This window comes from Constantimarinum furrinae (genome assembly GCF_014295415.1).
GTDB classification, from domain to species: Bacteria; Bacteroidota; Bacteroidia; order Flavobacteriales; family Flavobacteriaceae; genus Constantimarinum; species Constantimarinum furrinae.
Window position 1 is genome coordinate 854,031 of the sequence record NZ_CP052909.1, and the last position, 20,898, is coordinate 874,928.

Annotated in this window: 18 protein-coding genes; 6 read left to right on the top strand and 12 right to left on the bottom strand. The window is 40.4% G+C overall.

Annotation, left to right across the window (positions count from 1 at the left end; translation table 11 throughout):
* The first annotated feature begins 129 nt into the window (after positions 1 to 129).
* Positions 130 to 1,188: an endonuclease/exonuclease/phosphatase family protein gene (locus tag ALE3EI_RS03935; RefSeq protein ID WP_186991047.1), complete on the top strand. Its 1,059-nt coding sequence runs from the start codon at positions 130 to 132 to the stop codon at positions 1,186 to 1,188.
* Here the strand turns inward: ALE3EI_RS03935 and ALE3EI_RS03940 are convergent.
* From ALE3EI_RS03940 to uvrC, 12 genes are all read right to left on the bottom strand, one after another.
* Positions 1,185 to 1,604, bottom strand: coding sequence for a response regulator (locus tag ALE3EI_RS03940; RefSeq protein WP_186991049.1), 420 nt, complete (start codon positions 1,602 to 1,604; stop codon positions 1,185 to 1,187). The genes ALE3EI_RS03935 and ALE3EI_RS03940 overlap by 4 nt on opposite strands.
* Positions 1,597 to 3,030 carry a sensor histidine kinase gene (locus ALE3EI_RS03945; protein WP_186991051.1) on the bottom strand — a complete coding sequence of 478 codons (1,434 nt, stop codon included), beginning with the start codon at positions 3,028 to 3,030 and terminating at the stop codon, positions 1,597 to 1,599. The genes ALE3EI_RS03940 and ALE3EI_RS03945 overlap by 8 nt, the downstream gene beginning before the upstream one ends.
* 7 nt (positions 3,031 to 3,037) lie before the next feature.
* On the bottom strand, positions 3,038 to 3,577 hold the full coding sequence (locus tag ALE3EI_RS03950; RefSeq protein ID WP_186991053.1) for a response regulator: 540 nt from the start codon (positions 3,575 to 3,577) through the stop codon (positions 3,038 to 3,040).
* 84 nt (positions 3,578 to 3,661) lie between these two features.
* A complete protein-coding gene (locus tag ALE3EI_RS03955; protein WP_186991054.1) occupies positions 3,662 to 4,105 on the bottom strand; it encodes a hypothetical protein in 444 nt (147 codons plus the stop codon).
* A 101-nt stretch (positions 4,106 to 4,206) separates the two neighbouring features.
* Entirely contained in the window at positions 4,207 to 6,792 is a 2,586-nt protein-coding gene (locus tag ALE3EI_RS03960; protein ID WP_186991056.1) for a TonB-dependent receptor, read from the bottom strand.
* A 183-nt stretch (positions 6,793 to 6,975) separates the two neighbouring features.
* Positions 6,976 to 8,196, bottom strand: coding sequence for a M23 family metallopeptidase (locus tag ALE3EI_RS03965; protein WP_233279994.1), 1,221 nt, complete (start codon positions 8,194 to 8,196; stop codon positions 6,976 to 6,978).
* A 3-nt stretch (positions 8,197 to 8,199) separates the two neighbouring features.
* A complete protein-coding gene (locus ALE3EI_RS03970; RefSeq protein ID WP_186991058.1) occupies positions 8,200 to 9,165 on the bottom strand; it encodes a tryptophan 2,3-dioxygenase family protein in 966 nt (321 codons plus the stop codon).
* Positions 9,166 to 9,170: 5 nt separating this feature from the next.
* On the bottom strand, positions 9,171 to 9,941 hold the full coding sequence (locus tag ALE3EI_RS03975; protein WP_186991060.1) for a DUF3108 domain-containing protein: 771 nt from the start codon (positions 9,939 to 9,941) through the stop codon (positions 9,171 to 9,173).
* Positions 9,942 to 10,043: 102 nt separating this feature from the next.
* Positions 10,044 to 11,204 carry a 4-hydroxyphenylpyruvate dioxygenase gene (hppD, locus tag ALE3EI_RS03980; protein WP_186991062.1) on the bottom strand — a complete coding sequence of 387 codons (1,161 nt, stop codon included), beginning with the start codon at positions 11,202 to 11,204 and terminating at the stop codon, positions 10,044 to 10,046.
* Positions 11,205 to 11,434: 230 nt separating this feature from the next.
* Positions 11,435 to 12,592 (bottom strand): homogentisate 1,2-dioxygenase, encoded by a 1,158-nt coding sequence (locus ALE3EI_RS03985; RefSeq protein WP_186991064.1) that lies wholly within the window; start codon positions 12,590 to 12,592, stop codon positions 11,435 to 11,437.
* A 248-nt stretch (positions 12,593 to 12,840) separates the two neighbouring features.
* Entirely contained in the window at positions 12,841 to 15,075 is a 2,235-nt protein-coding gene (locus ALE3EI_RS03990) for a patatin-like phospholipase family protein (protein WP_186991065.1), read from the bottom strand.
* 76 nt (positions 15,076 to 15,151) lie between these two features.
* Positions 15,152 to 16,954, bottom strand: coding sequence for an excinuclease ABC subunit UvrC (uvrC, locus tag ALE3EI_RS03995; protein ID WP_186991067.1), 1,803 nt, complete (start codon positions 16,952 to 16,954; stop codon positions 15,152 to 15,154).
* 132 nt (positions 16,955 to 17,086) lie between these two features.
* Between uvrC and ALE3EI_RS04000 the strand changes: the two genes are divergently transcribed.
* The 5 genes from ALE3EI_RS04000 (at position 17,087) to ALE3EI_RS04020 (ending at position 20,898) form a co-directional block, all read left to right on the top strand.
* On the top strand, positions 17,087 to 17,959 hold the full coding sequence (locus ALE3EI_RS04000) for an ATP-grasp domain-containing protein (RefSeq protein ID WP_186991069.1): 873 nt from the start codon (positions 17,087 to 17,089) through the stop codon (positions 17,957 to 17,959).
* 88 nt (positions 17,960 to 18,047) lie between these two features.
* Positions 18,048 to 18,479 (top strand): ATP-dependent zinc protease family protein, encoded by a 432-nt coding sequence (locus ALE3EI_RS04005; protein WP_186991071.1) that lies wholly within the window; start codon positions 18,048 to 18,050, stop codon positions 18,477 to 18,479.
* On the top strand, positions 18,469 to 19,344 hold the full coding sequence (gene rimK / locus ALE3EI_RS04010; RefSeq protein ID WP_186991073.1) for a 30S ribosomal protein S6--L-glutamate ligase: 876 nt from the start codon (positions 18,469 to 18,471) through the stop codon (positions 19,342 to 19,344). The genes ALE3EI_RS04005 and rimK overlap by 11 nt, the downstream gene beginning before the upstream one ends.
* Positions 19,345 to 20,337: a succinylglutamate desuccinylase/aspartoacylase family protein gene (locus ALE3EI_RS04015; protein ID WP_186991075.1), complete on the top strand. Its 993-nt coding sequence runs from the start codon at positions 19,345 to 19,347 to the stop codon at positions 20,335 to 20,337.
* Positions 20,338 to 20,898, top strand: a complete 561-nt coding sequence (locus ALE3EI_RS04020) for a 5-formyltetrahydrofolate cyclo-ligase (protein WP_186991077.1) — start codon at positions 20,338 to 20,340, stop codon at positions 20,896 to 20,898.

The following is a 20,898-nucleotide window of genomic DNA, read 5'->3' on the forward strand; positions in this document are numbered from 1 at the left end:
TTGTGGTAAGCTTTGAGCTAATTTTACCTTTCTGCCATTTCTTTTTAAAAACAATTTTTTACATTCATAGAAAATAGCCGATCCTGGATATTTATTAACTCCCGGAAAGTACTGCTCCCCGAATTTTAAATGAAGTCGATCTGTGTTCTTTCAATTTTATTTCTTATTTCAAACCATGTGGTGTGCGAGGCACAATCTAAAAGAGATTTCCGGGCAGTAACCATTGCATTTTACAATCTCGAGAATCTTTTTGATTTTGAAGATGATCCCATTACATTCGATGACGACCGAACGCCTGATGGTAAGGATCGGTGGACAGAACCTATTTACTGGAACAAAGTCAGAAACATGGCCAAAGTTTTGTCTGAAGTGGGACGTGAGCTTAGCGGTTCTGCTCCGGCTATAATTGGTGTTTGCGAAATTGAGAATAGAAGAGTCTTGGAAGACTTGATCAATACCAATGAATTAGAACCCGAAAATTATGGCATCGTTCATTTCGATTCACCCGATCGCCGGGGAATTGATGTGGCACTTCTGTATAAAAAAAATGTATTCATACCAACTCACACAAAATCGGTAGCCCTGTTGATCTACTCCGATAATGATGCTACAAAGCGTATTTATACTAGAGATCAACTGGTAATTAGTGGCGTACTTAGTGGTGAAAAGATTCATATTATTGTAAATCATTGGCCTTCAAGAAGTGGTGGCGAAGCACGCAGCAGACCCAAGCGAATTAAGGCGGCAAAACTCAATAAACGGCTTATCGATTCTCTTTGGAGTATCGACCCTTACGCCAAGATCATTACTATGGGAGATCTTAACGACGACCCTACGAGTCCCAGTGTTAAGAAATTTCTTAAGACACATAGTTCTAAGAGTAGATCTCAATTAAAAAGTCTATACAATCCGATGGAGGGAATGTTTAAAAAGGGGTTGGGCACACTTGCCTGGAGAGACGGTTGGAATTTGTTTGACCAGATCATAATTTCTTCAGAATTACTAAGCGATGATTATTCCTCCTATCGATTCTTTACAGCAGGGATCTTTAATAAAAATTATCTTATCAATTCAAAGGGTCGTTATAAGGGATATCCCTTCCGAAGTTTTTCAGACGAAGGATTTACCGGGGGTTATAGCGATCATTTTCCGGTGTATATAGTACTTATTAAGGAAATCACAGATTAAATACTAAAACGATCCGGAAAGTGTTTCTCCAAAATATCATATAATCGCTCTCTGTTTAGTGGCTTGTTCTCAAAACGATTGATCATTGGATTCTGTGATGCTTTTATTCTGTCTTCCTCACTGCTCGAAGTCGTTAACATGGTAATTACAATGCCTCCCTTCTTTTCAATCCCAAGATCCCTATAGTGATCTAAAAATTCCCAACCATTCATTCCCGGCATATTGATATCCAAAAATATAAGATCGGGTTTCGGATAGGCTGCTTTTACAAGTGTCGAAAGATATTCCAAGGCGGCTTCACCGGAATATTTAATCACAATTTCTTCGGCTACGTTCTCCTTTTCCAGTAACCTTTTATGAACAAAGTTATCCGACTCTGAGTCGTCAATCAATAATATTTTTCCCAGTCTATTCATGTGTCTTTTCTAGATTTTTTTTCAAAATTACAATAAAAGTTGTTCCTACCCCTTCTTCAGAATCTACCGATATAATTCCTTCATGCAGTTCGGTTATTTTTTTGCAAAATGCTAACCCGATGCCCTGACCGCTGTAATTCTTCTCACTGTGCAGTCGCGAGAACATATCGAATATTTTGGTTAAGTACTTCGCAGGTATTCCTATTCCATTATCGGTAAAAGTAATCTGATAATTATTCTTTGATTCATAAACACTGACATTAATTTTCGGACTCACTCCTTCTCTTACGAATTTGAGACTATTTCCCAGTAGATTATAAAAGAGTTGCTTTAGTTCTAACCGGTATCCCTGAAGGGTAGGAAGTACCTCGCTAACAATTTCGGCGTTTGTTTCTGAAATTCGCTGACTGAGATCTTGTTTTATTTCGTCGAGAACCTCGTTTAAATCGACGGTTTCAATATCACCCGATTTACCAATCCTGCTATATTGAAGCAATCCGTTAATGAGATCCCTCATCCTGGTTGTGGCGCTCTTAATGAATTTAAAATAGGTATGTGCCTCCTCATCTAATTTTTTACCGTAATCTTCTTCAAAGATGGTAATGAAGTTATCGACTGTTCTTAAAGGTTCCTGAAGATCGTGGGAGGCAATGTATGCAAATTGATTTAGTTCCTTATTTTTTTCCCTTAATTGATTGATCAACCCTTCATTGATCGCCATTTGATTTTCTTTTAGCTTAATTTCAATATTTCGTTTTTCAATTTCAGCATTTAAAATCTCATTCGAATTATTTAGAGCCTCATATATTGGGATCAACTGTGTCTTAACTCTGGTTAATCCGTAGATCATGAAGGCTATTCCAAAAAGTAGTAGAAGGATGGTAATGATATACAACACCTTAAAATTATCACTCCGCTCATTTAATAAAGAATCGTTAACCCTCAACATAGAATCGATGAGCATTGAGATCTCACTTTTTAGGGTAAGTCGTGTACTGGAAGTTACCATCTTTACTGCTTCCTGTTCCCCTCCTGTTTCAATAAGATCGACCATTTTATTCATTTCCGCCTTCTTTAAGCTGAATAATGAATCAAGTTGCCGGATGTTTTGATTCTGTTCGGCACTTTCCAGGGCATTAGAAGACAATCGTTCCAACTTCTTATCTGCGAGAAGGACGGCAGCATTATATCGTTCTTTGTGTTCGCTATCTTCTGTTAATAGATAAGTTTTATTTTTGCTTTCCGCATCGTGAATAGCTGCATCTGTTTCCAAAATTTGCATTCGAACATTTGAGGTGTGCACGACAAATTCCTGGGAATTAAAACTCAATATAATGATCACAGCTAGCAATAGAATTATTCCTAACAGTGTTAGCAAATTAATATAAATGGATCTCAGTATTTTTCGATAGGATTTCTTCGGCATAGAACAATTATCGCAAGAAAATTCGTTTTAAATAATTAATAAATCCTGATTTTTTCTTCCCCTTCTTGCCATATTCTCTAAAGTAGTCTGAATTCTTCTGATAGTTATTTATCTCCAATCGTTTTTTTTCGATTGATTCGAGGTGCGCTTCCTTTTCTTTTAACAATTTGTGAAAAAGCGGAAGCATGCGTTCGTGCAACTTATCCATGGGATCCTTTAAAAAGAACCCGGCGGCACCTTGTTCCATGAGGCGGGCTTCATCCCGCTCATTTTTTAGATTTCCGGTGATCACAATGACCGGAATTAAAGGATTATATTCTTTTCCAATCTCAATGACGTCAAAGGCGTCAAAGCCGTTCAAGTTGAAATCGCAAAGAATAAAATCGGGGACATAAGATTTTAGTGCATTGATTAACGATAATTTACCGTCTGCAAATCGTATTTCTGGCTCTTTACAAAGCTTTGTAAGCTGCCTCTGTAATAAAACTGAGTCAGATACCATATCTTCGACCACCAAAAAGATCAATTTTTTTTCTATAGTTTCCAAACGATCAGGTATTTATGTGATACACAACTGTTTTTAGGTAGGAAAAGATACGTATAAAAGCTTAATTATTATCGCCCTAATTCACTAATCAAACCATTGGTTCCACGGAATTCTGCTTAACATTAAAATAAGCGCGATGGTATAGAAGATTGCCAAGGCCTTAAATTTTGTGTTGGAAACCAGTTTCTTTTTATGTTTAGAGTACCCTATAGTGATGAACACAACCGTTAGTAACATCACAAGCGGGTGCTCAACGGCATATAATCTGAACAGCGAATTGCCCATAACTTCAGACATTCCGTTATTGGTTATGTTCTGAAGGCCTAAAGGAGATATAAAGTAGATCACCAGACCAATTAAAAATTGGATGTGAGTTACTATTAGCGCAAAAAGTGCAATTCGGAAGTCTTTTGGTGCATACTCACGTTTGGTAAAGTATCCCGCGAGGGAGTTTAAGGTCGCTATGAGTACAACTAAGACAACCAGATAGGCCCAATAAGAATGAAGAATTTGAACGGTTTGATACATGGCAGACGATTTTTTGGTGGTCTTTCAAAGGTAGGAATTATTTAAAAACAAAAAAGCCGTTTCAACAGATGAAACGGCTTTTCAGTAAAAAAAATTTATTCTTAGAAATCTAATCGTAAGCTTGCGTTATAGGTTCTTCCTACTCCTAAGTAGTACCCAAATGCATCGGCTTGATTAATGTAAGGTGTATTCCAAAGATTATAAACATTCCCTCTAAATGTCATACGCTGGCTTCCTAGGGTAAATTTATAGGTAAGACCTGCATCCATCAAGGTATAGGCCGGTAGCCGCTCTGCTTGGTAACGTTCTCCCATTTGAGCTGCGACGATAACATCTTCAGGGTCTACAAAACCATATAGGTCTGTATAGATATTGTAATCTCCGTCGACAGTGAGTCCATCACACAATTTAATAGACAGTCCTACTCCAAAGGAAGTTTGAGGTGCATTCCCTACTTTGGTACCTGTAAGGTCTAACATTCCATCGGTTACAATGAAAGCTCCGGTATCGTCATTTTGCTGAGTGAAAGGAGTTTCTCCTTCGTATTTCCAGTTTCCAATAGATCCGTATCCTCTTAATTTATATGCACGGGAATCGGGACGATATGCAAATTCAAATTCTAATCCCTGATGAACCTGAGTAATATCTGTAAATCTGTTGGTAACCGGAACTTCAGAATTAGGATCTGCCGGATCTGTTAAAATTCGATCTCCAATAGCCAGGAATCTGTTACCCCATTCGGTGCGATAGACATCCACATTAATTCTTAAATTAGAATTTTCGAATCGGTATCCTCCTTCTAAGCCCGTTATTTCTTCGTTATCGACCTCGGGAGAATTCAATTCGTTAGATCCTCGAACATCTCTGAAGATATTATCCAAAAAGGGCTGACGAGAGAATACTCCTGCATTTGCAAAAATGGAATGCTCATCGGTAATATTAAATGAAGCCCCTCCTTTTACATTATATCCGAACTTACTCACTTTTTCCGATTTTCCGCGATTAGCCGGGTCTGAATCAAATCGTTCTTCTCTCTGAAATGACTGTGATGAAGCAGCTCCCTGAGCGAATACGGAGAATTTATCTGTGGCGTATTCAACCTGAGCGTTTCCACCAATATAGTTGATGTCTTCAGAATAGTCGTAAGCAACCCTATCTCCTTCCTCGGCAAAATCGAACAAAGATTTCCATGGATTGGCTTCAAATTCGTTCATATAGATCTGGCCATCTTCAAATCCCCGAAGTCCTAGCAGGTCATTTACTTGTCTAAAGTGATCTCCGTGATATAATCTACCGTCAACTCCCACATTAATAGACCAGTTCTCACTTGCCTCTAACGAGAGATTTGAAAGCATTCCGTACCAGTTATGGTTGTTCACAGAGGCACGTCGAATTCTCGTATCGTCGAAACTTCCTATTCCATTTTCGGCGGCAGCGATATTATTTGCAACAGTTTGGTCGAAATCGATCTCCCCATTACTCATTCTTACTCTTGATCCTCTACCCAACATGCCGGTTCCACCTCCACGTCCCCATGAAGCGTATAACACAGTAGAAAGATCGGTGTTTTCATTGATATTAAAATCCCAGTTCAGGTTAGCTACCGGTTTGTGGTAATAGTTTCTTCTCTCTGTATAGCGCTCGCCATCTAAGAAACCGGTATTTGAATTATACTTTTCACCATACTGTTCGTACGTTTCCAGGCTGTTTGAAAAGTTTTGATCGTGCCATTGTGGGGCACCGGTGATCAAGAAGTTGAATGAATGTATATCATTTGGCTTGTACCCAACAGAAAACAAATAATTCTGTCCTTGTCCGGCCGTACCAATGGCATATTTTCTGTGAGCCTGCCAATGATCGACGAGCACCGAAAATGCCCATCCGCTGTCGCTAAGTCCTGTATCATAGCTTGCTGTACCTTTGAAATAGCTGTCATTTCCTGCCAGAAAACGCACAAAACCACCTTCCTTCTTGTCTGTGGTCTTTGATATGATGTTTACCGTTCCTCCTACAGACGAAATGGCAAGTTTAGAGGATCCAAGCCCTCTTTGTATCTGGATAGCATTGGCTACATCGGCCATCCCCGCCCAGTTAGACCAGAATATTCTACCATCTTCCACACTATTAATTGGTTGTCCATTAAGCAGGAAAGCAGTATTTACATCGCTAAATCCTCTAAGAAAGATCTGGCTGTCTCCAAAACCACCGGATTGATTAGCGACATATATAGACGGAGTATTTTTCATGGCTTCAGTAAATTCTACATTACCCACTGCCTTAGACTGAATCTCCTGAGCCGTTACTGTAGATACAGCAACAGGAGTTTGTCTGTCTTCCGCAAGATCAATAACTCCTGTACCTACCACGACAACCTCTCCTAAGGTTGCAGCATCGGCCTCCATATTGATCGACCCAAGATTAGCAGTTCCGTTGGATAAAGTAAAGGATACTACTCTTGTGGTATACCCTAAATAAGTAATTGTAATACTTCCGGAATTATTACTGACCCGTAATGAAAAATTACCGTCAAAATCTGTTATAGTACCGTTGTTCGTTCCGGTCTCTACAACATTGGCACTAGGTAATGGCCCTCCCAGATCGGAGTCCATAAGTTTTCCTGATACCGTTCCTTGTGAAAAAGCTGTTAATCCAGCTAATAAAAAAACACATAGTAAAAGTTTCTTCATAGTTTAATGTTTAGATTGTTTGTAGTTGCAAAATTACTCCGAATATGAAGTAAAAGATGAATCTTATATTAAAAAACTATTAATATTTATTCACACTTAAAATTAAGAGGAATTATTATAATAGGCTGATTGTCTGTTATTTACTTAATAACAGATTTATTAACAATTCTAATTTGTTAAATGCTAAAAGGAAATACAGTCTAACTGTGTTCGCAGGGGTGCGATAAACTCAAAATATGCGGGTTGTATTTCGGCTGGTAATGGCTTAGATAAGGGAAGGTCTTCTTTAAACGGATCAACTTGTTTCCCGTTTTTCCAGAACCGATAGCACACGTGTGGTCCGCCTGTGTTTCCGGTCATTCCAATCCATCCAATTACGTCACCTTGTTGTACATAATCCCCCACTTTAACCTTGCGCCGCTGCATATGAAGGTATTGGGTTTCGTAGGTTGCGTTATGTTTAATCTTTACATAATTTCCGTTTCCACCGCGACGTTCAGATTTGGTTACAATTCCGTCTGAAGTGGCTAATATAGGTGTCCCAATTGGCGCTGCAAAGTCGGTGCCCTTATGAGGTCGCAGTTTATAACCGTAATATTTAATTCGTCGTTTAAGATTATATCTTGACGAGATCCGGCTGAATTTTACCGGTGCTTTTAGAAATGCACGCCGTAAATTATTGGCCTCTTCATCATAATAATCGGATACCTTATTAATAGAATCTGCCTCAAAGTTAAATGCATATAGAGGTTTGCCGCGATGTTCAAAATACGCGGCCTTTATTTCGTCTAATCCGGCCGGAATCGTATCGCTTATATATTTCTGAGTGTAAACTACTTTAAATCGATCTCCTGGTTGAAGATGGAAAAAATTCACCGTCCAGGCGTAGATCTTCGCCAATCTGTCGGTCATTAACGGACTCAAATTATTCTCCTCCATGGTTTCTGAAAGTGAACTTGTTATGATCCCTGAAGCTACCCGTTCTTCAAAGCGAACGGGTTTTTTATTATTATAGCAATTTACTGTATCCCTTAGATCGACCACAGCATAATCTACTTTGTTCTTTTCATAAATAAATACCTGAGTGGTGTTCGTGCTATCCTTTGCATTGAGAAGCACATAAGGTTTTCCAACTACGATCCTCCGAACATCAAAACTATCTTTGAACTTATTGGCTACTTCAAAAATTTTATCCTGAGTCACTCCATTGCCATCCAGAATGGCTCCAAAGGTATCCCCGGGACGAATGGTATCGCGAACAACATTAAAATCATTAAGGACATATCCATATTCCTCAACAATTATTGGGGCTTCAACGATCTCTTCTTCAATAATGTCATCTTTTGCGGTCTCACAGCCTATGATCATTAAGGCAGGCAACCATAAAAAAAGTAGTTTCTTCAAGCTCTATAGGTCTTTTTCGGTGTTAAACGTATGGGTCACCCACTCGCGACCCCAGTTATCCAGTTCAATTTGGGTCCAAAGATTAGGAAAAAAATGCACTTTCTGAAAGCTTGGTGGTAAAAATTGTTTCCAGTTGGTTCCTCCGGTGGCTTCTATTTGTTTCCCGTCTTTGTTTAAATATCTGTGTGCGGCTCCCATATGCATTAGAAGCCAGTTTACATTAACGTTAACGTCCAATTTCCTCAATTCTTTTATCAACAACTCATTATTCTTTTCAGATTCGGGTAATTGCAGGTATTTATGGTATAATGTATTCTGAAAAACATCTTTGGCAATTCGTATAAAGCGTGGTGTATAGCGGTATTCGAATTGTTTTAAGGTAAGGGTTTTCTCTTTGGTCTCCAGATCGATACCCCCGTGTTTCCAATACGTATTTTCGAACAATTCTTCAATACTGTTTTTTTCTGAAAAATTCTCACGCACTGAAGCATGCACCAGATGCTCTAAAGGAGTTGCATAAATTTCTATCATTCTGAATTGCGCCGACTGAAAGCCGCTCGCCGGCAATAACGACATCCTGAATTTTAAAAACTGATCGTACTCCATCCCTTTTATCATTACATCGAATGAATTGATCATGATCCTGAAATACCGGTTGATACGTTCCACCTTTTTTCTGAAAAAATCGGCCTGTTGTAGTTTGTCATCTATGATTTGCTTCATTTCGCTAATCACCATCTTAAAATACAATTCGGTAATTTGATGATAGGAGATAAAGATCTCCTCATCGGGAAAATGCGTACGTGTAATTTGTAGGCTTAACAAGGTGTCGAGATGAATATAATCCCAGTAGGTGAGGTATTTATCGTATAAGAGTCCGTCTAAATAGGAGTTGAGATCCTGGCCCGAATTCTTAAATTTTTCTTCAAGCTGTGCTATTTGTTCAATCGTTTTTGGATCGGGCTTCATGAATACTAATCTACAATAATTTTAAATGAATGTTGTAGTCCACGAAACTGGGTTAACGTAGCTTTTAACGAACCTACTGCCAGATCTGCTTTTATAAGTAAAGGAATCTTGTTCTCATCATCACTTACCCAAACGGTAAGACTTTCCTTTTCTTTAAACACCCGTCCGGCTTGTACATAAGGTCGAAAAACAAGACAACGTACTTTTCCGAATTCGGTATCCAGGGTTTCCCTACCCAAGAATTTAAGTCGGAATTTAAAATTTTCCTTATCGAAGAACATATCGAGGTCCATGGTTTCCCCCGTCTTAATCTCCGATACATCGAGGTGGTTTCTCAGGTAATAAAATGCCGAAACCATATCCTGAGCGTTCTTGGGAAAATCGACTACTTCGGTAGTGTTGTGCTTTTTGTTATTAATGGTGGCTTTATTGGTCTTATGGTTGAAATCGATCTGAATATCCTTGGTATGTCCGCCCTCATCGATCTTTCTAATAAATCGATACGGAATATCCTTTTCTTTATCGATATAGGATTGGTAATAATCTTCCACATTAAAAAACCATTTGGACATTCCCACCGTTCGTCCTTCCCCCTTTACATGATACACTTCCCTGCCGTTAAGCACGGTATTATCCACCTGTAATGTCGCATAGCCTGCAGTAATAAACCCGTAATGCACGCGGAATTTAAACCATTCGCCGTCTCCATAGGCTCTTTTTTGTGCCGAAATCGTCGACACCTGCAGTAGTATTAAAAGCACCAATAGCTTTTTCATAGTTTCGGGGTATTATTGTTCGTTGTACTAAATACAACTACTGTTCCAAAAATGGAAACTCCACCATAAGACGATGGAGTTTCCATATCGTTACAGTGTAACCTACAAGGTACCTCTTGCTGCTTGTTCTCGTTCTATGGACTCAAACAGCGCCTTAAAGTTCCCTGCACCGAAGCCCCGGGCCCCCATGCGTTGTATGATCTCAAAAAAGAGTGTAGGCCTGTCTTCCAATGGTTTGGTAAAGATCTGTAATAAATAGCCTTCCTCATCGGCATCTACCAGGATCGATAACTTCTGCAGTTCTTTGATATCTTCCTTCATGGTATCCATATGTGTTCCCAGTCTGCGTGGAATATCATCGTAATAGGCCTGTGGTGGTGGCGGAAGGAATTCGACTCCCCGTGCCTTTAACTGACTAATGGTTTCCAAGATATCGTCTGTAGCCAGAGCGAGGTGCTGAACCCCGGGTCCTTCATAAAAATCGAGATATTCTTCGATCTGTGACCGTTTAATTCCCTTTGCCGGTTCGTTAATAGGAAACTTAATTCGACCGTTCCCGTTACTCATCACCTTACTCATTAAGGCCGAATACTCGGTATGGATCTGCTTGTCGTCAAAAGACAGAAAATTCACAAATCCCATCACGTCCTCGTACCATTTTACCCAGGTGTTCATCTCACCCCAGCCCACATTTCCTACCATGTGGTCTACATATTTAAGGCCGGTTGGCTTGGGATTATAATCAGATTTCCATTCCCTGAAACCGGGTAAGAACACTCCTTTGTAGTTCTTACGCTCCACGAACATATGTACGGTCTCACCGTAGGTATAGATCCCTGCTCTCACAACTTCGCCGTGGTCGTCTTTTTCCACTACGGGCTCCATATACGATTTTGCTCCGCGTTTGGTGGTCTCTTCGTAAGCACTACGGGCATCATCCACCCACAATGCGATCACCTTCACCCCATCCCCGTGTTTTACAATATGATCGTTAATGGGTGATTTACTGTTAAGGGGAGTTGTAAGCACGATACGGATCTTATCCTGTTTCAAAACATAACTCACCGAATCCTTTGAACCTGTTTCCAATCCCTTGTATGCATAGGATTGAAAGCCGAAGGCCGTTTTATAGAAGTGTGCCGATTGTTTTGCGTTTCCAACATAGAATTCCACATAGTCGGTGCCCAATAGCGGCAGAAAGTCTTCTGCTCCTTCAAATATTTTCTCGAGACCGTAGTCTACCGATTTTAATTCCTTACTCATAATGTCAATAATTTAATTAGCTTATTCCGCTTGTTTTGTAGTGCTAACTATTTTAGTTAAAATCTTTATTCTATATTAAAATTTAACGAATTCGCTCATGTACTAATTCGCTAATTATTCTAGCCCTGATGGTAGCGGCATCCTCTGAAGTAGTCGTAAAGCGAGCTTCGCTCTGCTTTATCGGCACTACAGAGATACAGCGGACAGCAGGAAACAGCTCCTAAAAAAAATTATTCGAGCCAGGATTGATAGTAGCTGTCATCTGCGATCTTTAAGGCCTCTTCTGTGACTTGAAGCGGTTTAAAGGTATCTACCATTACGGCAAGTTCGTCAGTTTTTACTTTACCGATACTTCGCTCTGTAGCTCCGGGATGCGGTCCGTGCGGTATTCCGGCGGGATGCAATGAAATATGCCCGGCATCCACATCATTTCGGCTCATAAAATCTCCATCTACATAGTACAGCACCTCATCACTATCGATATTACTGTGATTGTAAGGTGCCGGAATGCTCAACGGGTGATAATCGTACACCCGAGGTACAAAACTACACACCACGAAGGCATCGGTTTCAAATGTTTGATGCACCGGTGGGGGTTGGTGAATGCGCCCGGTTATGGGTTCGAAATCGTGAATGGAAAAAGCGTACGGATAGTTAAATCCGTCGTACCCCACCACATCGAATGGATGTGTGGCATATACCATTTCGAAGATCTCGTCCTGTTTTTTCACTTTGATTATGAAATCCCCTTTTTCGTCGTGAGTATCTAGCTCCATAGGTTTACGGATATCCCGTTCGCAATACGGAGAATGCTCGAGCAATTGTCCGAACCAATTTCTGTAGCGTTTTGGGGTGTAAATAGGTCTTCGGGATTCAACAATAAAAAGCCTGTTGTCTTCGGTATCGAATTCCATTTGATAAATGATTCCGCGGGGTACAAGAAGATAATCTCCATATTTAAAGTCGAGATTTCCAAGATGGGTTCTCAATTTTCCGGTTCCCTTATGAACAAAAATGAGTTCGTCGGCATCCGTATTTTTATAGAAATAGTCGGTTTGAGATGTTTTAGGAGCAGCCAAAATTATACTGCAATCGCTATTGGTGAGCACTGTCTTCCGGCTGTCTAGATAATCATTTTCAGGTTTTACCTGAAATCCTCTAAACCGATACGACTGCATATTGTTGGCCTTCGCGATCTTAGGTGCCACATTGTACTGTTTCTTTATTTCTTTAACCTGCGTAGGGCGGTGTTCGTGATATATATTGCTGTACATCCCGTCAAAGCCAATGGTCCCAAAGAGTTGTTCGGCATATAGACTCCCATCCGGCTTTCGAAACTGCGTATGACGCTTGGGGGGAATTTTACCTAAAGTGTGATAAAAAGGCATTTGTTATTAGTTTTTGAATAATTGTGTTATTGAGTTTTATGATCTCGCCACAGAATTTAATGTCGTGACACCCAATTACCTTATGTCTTACAAATATCTGAAAAATTACGCAGCTTTTGGATTAAGATTATGCTAAAACCACGATTCTCTATGTGATTACCAATTAGCGCGAAAAAGACAGACCTCCCCCGAATGTATGTTGTAAATCCGATCTCTTCAAAGGAGCGGTAATTTTTAAAGAGGTCAATTTAGAATCGAAATCCTGCGGTGACGTACCATTCCCCGGCATCCAGTTGTGGAGAATAAGAATATTTTATCTCAACGGGACCGAGAAAGGTTTCAAGACCATAGCCCACGGCGAAACCGCTGTAATCTACACCATCGATCCACTGGCTGGTGGTAAAGAGGTCGTCACCTATGTTCGCAATGTTCCCTGCCAGTGTAATATGATTCTTATTGTAGATCTCATAGTCTAGTGTTAGCACTGTCATTAAATACGTATCCCCACGTAAACTAAGGGCTTCATATCCATAAAACGGCACGATATTATTGATTTGTTTAAATCCGTAGCCCCCCGCGAAGAAATCGAGAGACCGGGTTTCATTTCCTCCTATCTTAAAACCCCCTTCTGTAGTGAGGTACGCAGCGAATTTTGGAAATAATTTTTGGGCATATCCTACTTTGGCTTTTGAAATTGAAAATTGGTCAAAATCTTTATTTTTCCCGTTGGCAAAAAGATACAAATGGAAATCACCTTCAAAAAAGATGCCTTCGCTAGGGAAAAAACTGTGATCTAGCGTATCATAACGAAGATATCCGTAGGTGCTGAAGTAATTCGTACTCTCAAAAATGGTTCTCGGGTTGTTATTCTCGTCTATACCGATGGTTTCTGAAAGGTATCGCAGCCATTTGTGTTCGACTCCCATTCCCAGTAGGAATGTTCTTCTAAAAAGAGTTTCCACATAGATCTGATTGGTAAGATCACCATATTTTAAATCAATCTGATTAAGTTGCGTATTGTCATCGACAACCGATTCCGGTTCGATAAATCCAACCGGTACATTTTTATCGAAAAAACTAAAATTTGAATTTAGCCCAACGCTCCAGTAATAGCCCTTATCGATATAGTAATTGAAATTATAGCGAATGTTATCCCCCACGATAAAGTCGAAAGCGGCAATATCGTTGTTGGTAAAAATACGTTTTCGGGTGATATTGATATTTGCAGCAGATTTATAGAGATCGTCATAATGTGCCCCGAGCCGCAATAACATTTTGGCGTCATTTTCCCGCAATCGAAATTTTACGCTATAAAATCCATCCTCATCTGCAAAGAATCGATAATTGATATCCTGAAAATTTCCGGTTGCAGACAGGTTATTTACTCCTTCGCTAAATTCTTCATAGGTTATGTCTGCAGGAATTTTAAGTTTCAGTTTTCCAAGCACATAGGAACGTGTGTATTTTTCGTTCCCTTCAATTTCAACTTCAGTAATATAGAGTTGATCATTGGTTTGAAAACTAACCTTTTTTCTTTCTGAAGGCAGTTGCCTTCCGGCAATTTCGGTAAGGATATCCAGTTTGGATTCGGCTTCATTTACCCCTGCCTCTATGATCTTTCTACCCTCATTAAAAGAAACTACGGTAAAGTCATCAATATTGGGTTGAATATAGACATCGGTACGGTTGCGTTTTTCGACCATATCATTTATGGTTCTGTAGTTATTGATCTGTACCAGCACATCGAATGCCGATTTAAGTTTCTTCCGGCTTCGCAGACTATCCTGAACATCCACGCCAATTACAATATCTGCGCCCATCGCACGCACCTCATCCACCGGATAATTATTTACCACACCCCCGTCAATAAGCAAGGAATCGTTAATGATCACGGGGCTAAAGATCGTAGGTAGTGCCCCACTTGCGGTGATGGCTCTGGGAAGATACCCCTTGTTTAATATTACTGCCTTTCCTGTCTCGGCATTGGTGGCGACACAAAAGAACGGGATGGGCAATTTGTTAAAATCGGAAATCGTATTGACATGGGCCGTAAGCTTGGAAAGCAGATTATACACATTTTGCCCCTTTGAGAGTCCGGAAGGAAAACTTATCTGAAATTTATCGAAAGGGAGGGTGATGGCATATTTTTCTGAAGCATCTTTTTCGAAAAAGGTTTTTGCGCTTCGCGGAATATCATCCTGAATAAGGGTGTTAAAATCTAACTCATTAAAAATAGAATCCAGTTGCCGCGCCGAATAACCGGAGGCATATAAGGCCCCTATGATGGCTCCCATACTGGTTCCTCCTATGTAATCGACCCTAATTCCCGAATCTTCGATCACTTTTAAGGCTCCAATATGTGCAAGACCTTTTGCTCCGCCGCCGCTTAATACAAGCCCTACTTTAAGATCCTCTTGTTGAGGCTCCTGAGTAAAACCCAGCACAGGTATTAGTAAAAATAGTATGGTTCCTATGTACTTCATTGTTGGGGTCTGAAATAATTATTTTATTCCTTCAATTCTTATCGTGCAACTTAATTGGTTGGTCGTAACCTCTCTTTTATGTATCTTCGGTTGCCTGAAAGTGCAACTTAATTTTCTTGGCGCGACTCGAACCCACTATTTTGGCGAGCTCTTCAAAACTGGCCTGTGTGATGCGCTTTGTACTCTTAAAGTGCTTTAAGAGCGCTACAACTGTTTTTTCTCCTATCCCGGGTATGGTTTCCAGGGCCGTATTTAAAGCGTCTTTACTGCGTTTGTCGCGATGAAAGGTAATTCCAAACCTATGAGCTTCATTACGCAATTGCTGAATGATCTTTAAAGTCTCCGATTTTTTATCAAGATACAACGGAATGGGATCGTCTGGATAAAAAAGTTCTTCAAGCCGTTTGGCGATCCCGATAATGGCTATCTTTCCTCTTAAATCGAGCCGCTCAAGACTTTTTAAAGCCGATGATAACTGACCCTTTCCTCCGTCTATGATGATCAATTGGGGCAATGGTTGCTCCTCTTCCTTTAATCTTTTATAGCGTCGGTAAACCACTTCTTCCATAGAAGCATAATCATCGGGTCCTGCTACGGTCTTGATATTGAATTTACGATAATCTTTCTTACTCGGTTTCCCGTTTTTAAATACTACACAGGCCGCCACCGGATGTGTTCCCTGTATGTTACTATTATCGAAACACTCTATATGTCTTGGTTCTACCGAAAGTCTAAGGTCCTTTTTCATCTGCGCCATGATCCGGTTTTCATGCCTGTTGGGGTCGACGATCTTTGCTTGCTTAAAGCGTTCCATTCTGAAATACTTGGCGTTCCTTACAGAGAGATCCAGAATCTGTTTCTTATCGCCTGCCTTCGGAATATGTACTTTTAAGCCTGCTTCTGTATCGATAGGAAAGGGCACATAAATCTCCTTGCAGATGGACTGAAACCGTTGTCTCAACTCCACTACCGCAAGTTCCAGCAACTCTTTGTCGGTTTCGTCCAGTTTCTTTCTAATTTCCAGAGTATGTGAACGTATGATGGAACCATACGATATCTGAAGGTAATTCACATAGGCATAACTTTCGTCCGAAACGATAGAAAATACATCAACATTATTGATCTTCGGATTTACAATAGTCGATTTTGACTGATAATTCTCCAGCACATCAATTTTTTCCTTTACGCGTTGGGCATCTTCAAACATTAGGTCTTTAGCGAGGACCTTCATCTGTTTTTTGAAACGACCCAGGGAATCCTTAAAATTTCCTTTTAGTATATTTCGGATTGCCTCTATGTTTTCCTGATAGGCTTCTTCGGAAAAAAATCCTTCACAGGGTCCGGCACAGTTTCCGAGGTGATATTCCAGACATAGCTTGTATTTTCCGGCTCGAATCTTTTCTTCCGAAAGATCGTAGTTACAGGTACGAAGCGGGTATAATCCTTTTATAAGTTCTAGCAGGGTGTGTACCGTTTTCATGCTGGTATACGGTCCGAAATATTCAGAACCGTCCTTGATCAGCCTTCGGGTGGAAAACACTCTGGGAAATCGTTCATTCTTGATACAGATCCACGGATACGTCTTATCGTCCTTTAGCATGACATTGTATCTCGGCTGATATTTTTTTATAAGATTATTCTCCAGCAATAATGCATCGGTTTCGCTGGCCACCACGATATGCCTGATCTTTTTTATTTTTTTAACCAACAGGCGGGTACGGGCATTATCCTGTTGTTTGGTGAAATAAGAAGAAACTCTTTTTTTGATATTCTTGGCCTTTCCAACATACAACAACGTATCCTCCTTGTCATAATATTGGTATACCCCGGGATCATTGGGAAGTGTAGCGATTTGTAATGTGACCGAAGTTTCTGGCATATTTTCAAAGATAATTGATGTTTTTCGTTATGCATTAAATCCGGTTTTAAAATTTGTTGATTCCGGGTTAATTCTATTTTAACATTTAGACCACTTAAGTTTTTCATTACATTGCAGTAGTAATTTTAAGGAATGAACATCGCCATATTATCCCGTGGAGAGAATCTCTATTCGACTCAAAGTCTGCTGAAAGCGGGTAAAGTGAGGAATCACGATATTGAAGTTATCGATCCTGCCTTATGTACGCTTGCGGTTGAAGACGGGAAGCCTACCCTTTATTATTGTAACGAACCCCTTAACGATCTGCATGCTGTGATTCCCAGAATAGGTGCATCAAATACTTATTTTGGCACGTCGTTGGTTCGTCATTTTGAATCTATGGGTGTTTTTTGTGCGGTTTCTTCGGAAGCGATCTTGCAATCCCGGAATAAATGGACCAGTTTTCAGATACTATCAGCGGCACAAATTGCTGTTCCGAAAACCGTGTTGGGAAATGCGCTGGATTCTGAAGCCGTACTGGAAATGTTCGAAAATAAACCTGTAATATTAAAAATGCTTCAGGGCACTCATGGTCATGGGGTGATCCTGGCCGAAACCTACCAATCGGCCTTATCGACAATTGAGACATTAAAATCGACTAATATTCGATTTGTAATTCAGGAGTTTATTGCCGAATCCAAAGGTGCCGATATACGGGTGATCGTTGTGGATGGTGTTGCGGTGGCATCGATGAAGCGGCAGTGTAAGATCGGGGAGTTCCGGTCTAACCTTCACCGGGGAGGAACGTCTGAAGTAATTAAGTTGAGTTATGAGGAGGAACGTCTGGCAATACGTGCTGCAAAAGCGCTTCGGTTGGGAGTTTGCGGTGTTGATCTCTTACAATCAGACAGGGGACCAATGGTTCTTGAAGTAAATTCAACTCCGGGTCTGGAGGGCATAGAAACCACCACGGGCAAGAATATTTCAAAAAGTATTATAGGTTTTATTGAGCGCAATAAACGTTAATTTCCGCCTATTTGATATAGAATAACCCCGTTTTTAGGAATTGTTCAGATGGCATTTTTTATCTTGCAGGTATCAAAATAAATTACTTTTGAAAAGAAAGATCGGAAGAGTAGACAAAGCAGATTTCCCTTTACTGGATTTATACGATGTGGATGTAAAAATTGATACAGGCGCATACACTTCAACCATTCATTGTAAGAATGTTACCGTAGAGGACAATTATTTAAAATGTAACTTTCTGGATGAAGATCATCCCGAATACCATGAGAGGGAAATTATTTTTGACGAATACGACGTGAAAGTAGTGCGAAGCAGCAATGGAGCTTCTCAGGCGCGATACAGAATTCTGACAGAAATTGAATTGTTCGGGAAAAGATATCCTATTTTCCTTACCCTAAGCGATCGTGAAGAGATGCGTTATCCTGTTTTATTAGGCAGGAAATTTTTAACAAAGCGATTTTTTGTCGATATCAATAAAACCAATCTGTCGCACAAACTAAAACGTAAAAATGAACATTAAGATATTATCGGCAAGCCCTGGTCTATACTCCACGCAACGACTTGTTGAAGCCGGAAAAAAAAGAAAGCATACGGTAGAGATCATCGACCACACCAAATGCGATATTGTTATCGAAAAAAAGAATCCGTGTATTTACTATAAGGGAAAAAAAATCGAAAACACCGATGCTGTGATCCCGAGAATTGGTGCTTCAGTTACATTTTACGGTACCGCAGTGGTGCGGCAGTTCGAAATGATGCGTGTCTTTTCGACTACCGAATCTATGGCTTTGGTAAGATCCAGGGATAAACTGAGAAGTCTTCAGATACTTTCACGAGCGGGATTGGGTTTACCTAAAACTATTTTCACAAATTACTCTAAGAACGTAAAGGAAATTGTGGAACAGGTAGGAGGTGCTCCTGTGATCATAAAACTGCTGGAAGGGACTCAGGGCATTGGTGTGATTCTCGCCGAAACCAAAAAGGCAGCAGAATCGGTAATCGAAGCCTTTAATAATCTACAGGCCAGGGTTATTGTTCAGGAGTTTATTAAGGAAGCCGGTGGTGCCGACATTCGTGCTTTTGTTGTCGACGGTCATGTTGTGGGTGCCATGAAACGACAGGGAGCCGAAGGTGAGTTTCGCTCAAACCTTCATCGGGGTGGAAATGCCACTGTGATCCAGTTGAGCGATGCCGAAGAAATTGCGGCCATAAAGGCAGCAAAAGCCATGGGCCTTGGCATTGCTGGGGTCGATATGTTACAAAGTGACCGGGGTCCCTTAATTCTGGAAGTGAATTCTTCACCGGGTCTTGAAGGTATTGAAGCCGCAACCGGAAAAGACATAGCCGAAACCATCATAAAATATATAGAACGGAACGTAGAATAAATGGAAACGGATATACTTGAAATTTTAAATGAAAAAATAGGTCCGGGCGAGCGCAAGACCATTAATTTCAATATAGCCAAACTTTATACCTCCACAGAGGTTGATATTCCGGTAATCATTGAACGTGCATCAAAGCCCGGCCCTACGGTGCTGTTAACAGCGGGCATACACGGTGATGAAATTAACGGGGTGGAGATCGTTAGACAGGTTATCGCAAAAAAGATCAATAAGCCAAAATCCGGAACTGTGATCTGTATTCCCATCCTTAATATTTTCGGCTTTCTGAATGCGGATAGAGCTTTTCCGGATGGTCGTGATCTCAACCGGGTCTTTCCCGGAACTAAAACAGGTTCACTGGCGAGTAGAGTTGCCTGGCATTTTACCAAAGAAATTCTGCCTCATGCCGATTATTGTATGGATTTTCACACCGGAGGCGCCAGTAGATTCAATGCGCCACAGGTTAGAATTAGACCCGATGATGAGGAGTTACTAAAACTTGCAAGGATCTTCAATGCTCCTTTCACCGTTTATTCGCCCAATATTGAAAAGTCTTACCGATCCACCTGTCAAAAAATGGGAATTCCAACCTTGTTGTTTGAAGGAGGTAAATCGTTAGACAGCAACAAACATATCGTGAAAAACGGGGTGGACGGTGTAATGCGGGTACTTAATTCTTTAGAAATGCTTCGAGATACATTTAAATCATCGGAAGTTAAAACAAATACAGTGATCATTGAAAAAAGCAAGTGGATCCGTGCACAAAAAAGCGGTCTTCTGCACAACAAGATAGACTGTAATAAATTTGTGGTAAAAGGAGAATTTTTAGCGACCATTACCGACCCTTTCGGCACTATGAGATTTAAGGTGTTATCCCCCAACGACGGGTACATTATTAATGTGAATCAAGCACCCATAGTACACCAGGGAGATGCGATTTTTCATATTTCTACCGTGGATTCTACCACCAACCCGGAAGATACATCAGAACATTAAATGGAAAAGGAAATTCTTCGGACGAAATACAGGAAGCTACGTGAAAAGCTTTCCTTTGAAAAAATTGAAGTACTGAGCCTTGAAATAGCCAACAAGCTACTGGAAATGGACATTTGGGAAAAAACCTATTATCATATTTTCCTCCCAATAACTGGGAAAAAAGAGGTGAATACCGAATACATCCTGCATATTCTACAAGGGAAGGATAAAAGTGTGATCATTCCTAAAACAAATTTTGAATCGGGTGAAATGACCCACATACTATTACAGGAACATACCGCTTTAAAAATTTCAAATTACGGTATTCCCGAGCCCGAATCGGGGATCGAAGTACTTCCCGGGCAAATTGAAATCGTATTTGTTCCGTTATTGGCCTATGATGTAAAAGGCAACAGGGTTGGATACGGAAAGGGGTTTTACGACCGGTTTTTAGCACAATGCGATCCGGAAGCAGTGTTTATCGGGCTGTCCTTCTTCGAACCGGAGGCTTCCATCCTCCATGAATTCATAGATATTCCGCTAAATTTTTGTGTTACACCGCATCGAACATATAAATTCTGA

Excerpts from the sequence above, each read along its gene's own strand:
- ALE3EI_RS03935 (WP_186991047.1), top strand. The coding sequence starts at position 130 with ATGAAGTCGATCTGTGTTCTTTCAATTTTATTTCTTATTTCAAACCAT.
- ALE3EI_RS03940 (WP_186991049.1), bottom strand. The coding sequence starts at position 1,604 with ATGAATAGACTGGGAAAAATATTATTGATTGACGACTCAGAGTCGGAT.
- ALE3EI_RS03945 (WP_186991051.1), bottom strand. The coding sequence starts at position 3,030 with ATGCCGAAGAAATCCTATCGAAAAATACTGAGATCCATTTATATTAAT.
- ALE3EI_RS03955 (WP_186991054.1), bottom strand. The coding sequence starts at position 4,105 with ATGTATCAAACCGTTCAAATTCTTCATTCTTATTGGGCCTATCTGGTT.
- ALE3EI_RS03960 (WP_186991056.1), bottom strand. The coding sequence starts at position 6,792 with ATGAAGAAACTTTTACTATGTGTTTTTTTATTAGCTGGATTAACAGCT.
- ALE3EI_RS03970 (WP_186991058.1), bottom strand. The coding sequence starts at position 9,165 with ATGAAGCCCGATCCAAAAACGATTGAACAAATAGCACAGCTTGAAGAA.
- ALE3EI_RS03975 (WP_186991060.1), bottom strand. The coding sequence starts at position 9,941 with ATGAAAAAGCTATTGGTGCTTTTAATACTACTGCAGGTGTCGACGATT.
- hppD (WP_186991062.1), bottom strand. The coding sequence starts at position 11,204 with ATGAGTAAGGAATTAAAATCGGTAGACTACGGTCTCGAGAAAATATTT.
- ALE3EI_RS03985 (WP_186991064.1), bottom strand. The coding sequence starts at position 12,592 with ATGCCTTTTTATCACACTTTAGGTAAAATTCCCCCCAAGCGTCATACG.
- ALE3EI_RS03990 (WP_186991065.1), bottom strand. The coding sequence starts at position 15,075 with ATGAAGTACATAGGAACCATACTATTTTTACTAATACCTGTGCTGGGT.
- uvrC (WP_186991067.1), bottom strand. The coding sequence starts at position 16,954 with ATGCCAGAAACTTCGGTCACATTACAAATCGCTACACTTCCCAATGAT.
- ALE3EI_RS04000 (WP_186991069.1), top strand. The coding sequence starts at position 17,087 with ATGAACATCGCCATATTATCCCGTGGAGAGAATCTCTATTCGACTCAA.
- rimK (WP_186991073.1), top strand. The coding sequence starts at position 18,469 with ATGAACATTAAGATATTATCGGCAAGCCCTGGTCTATACTCCACGCAA.
- ALE3EI_RS04015 (WP_186991075.1), top strand. The coding sequence starts at position 19,345 with ATGGAAACGGATATACTTGAAATTTTAAATGAAAAAATAGGTCCGGGC.
- ALE3EI_RS04020 (WP_186991077.1), top strand. The coding sequence starts at position 20,338 with ATGGAAAAGGAAATTCTTCGGACGAAATACAGGAAGCTACGTGAAAAG.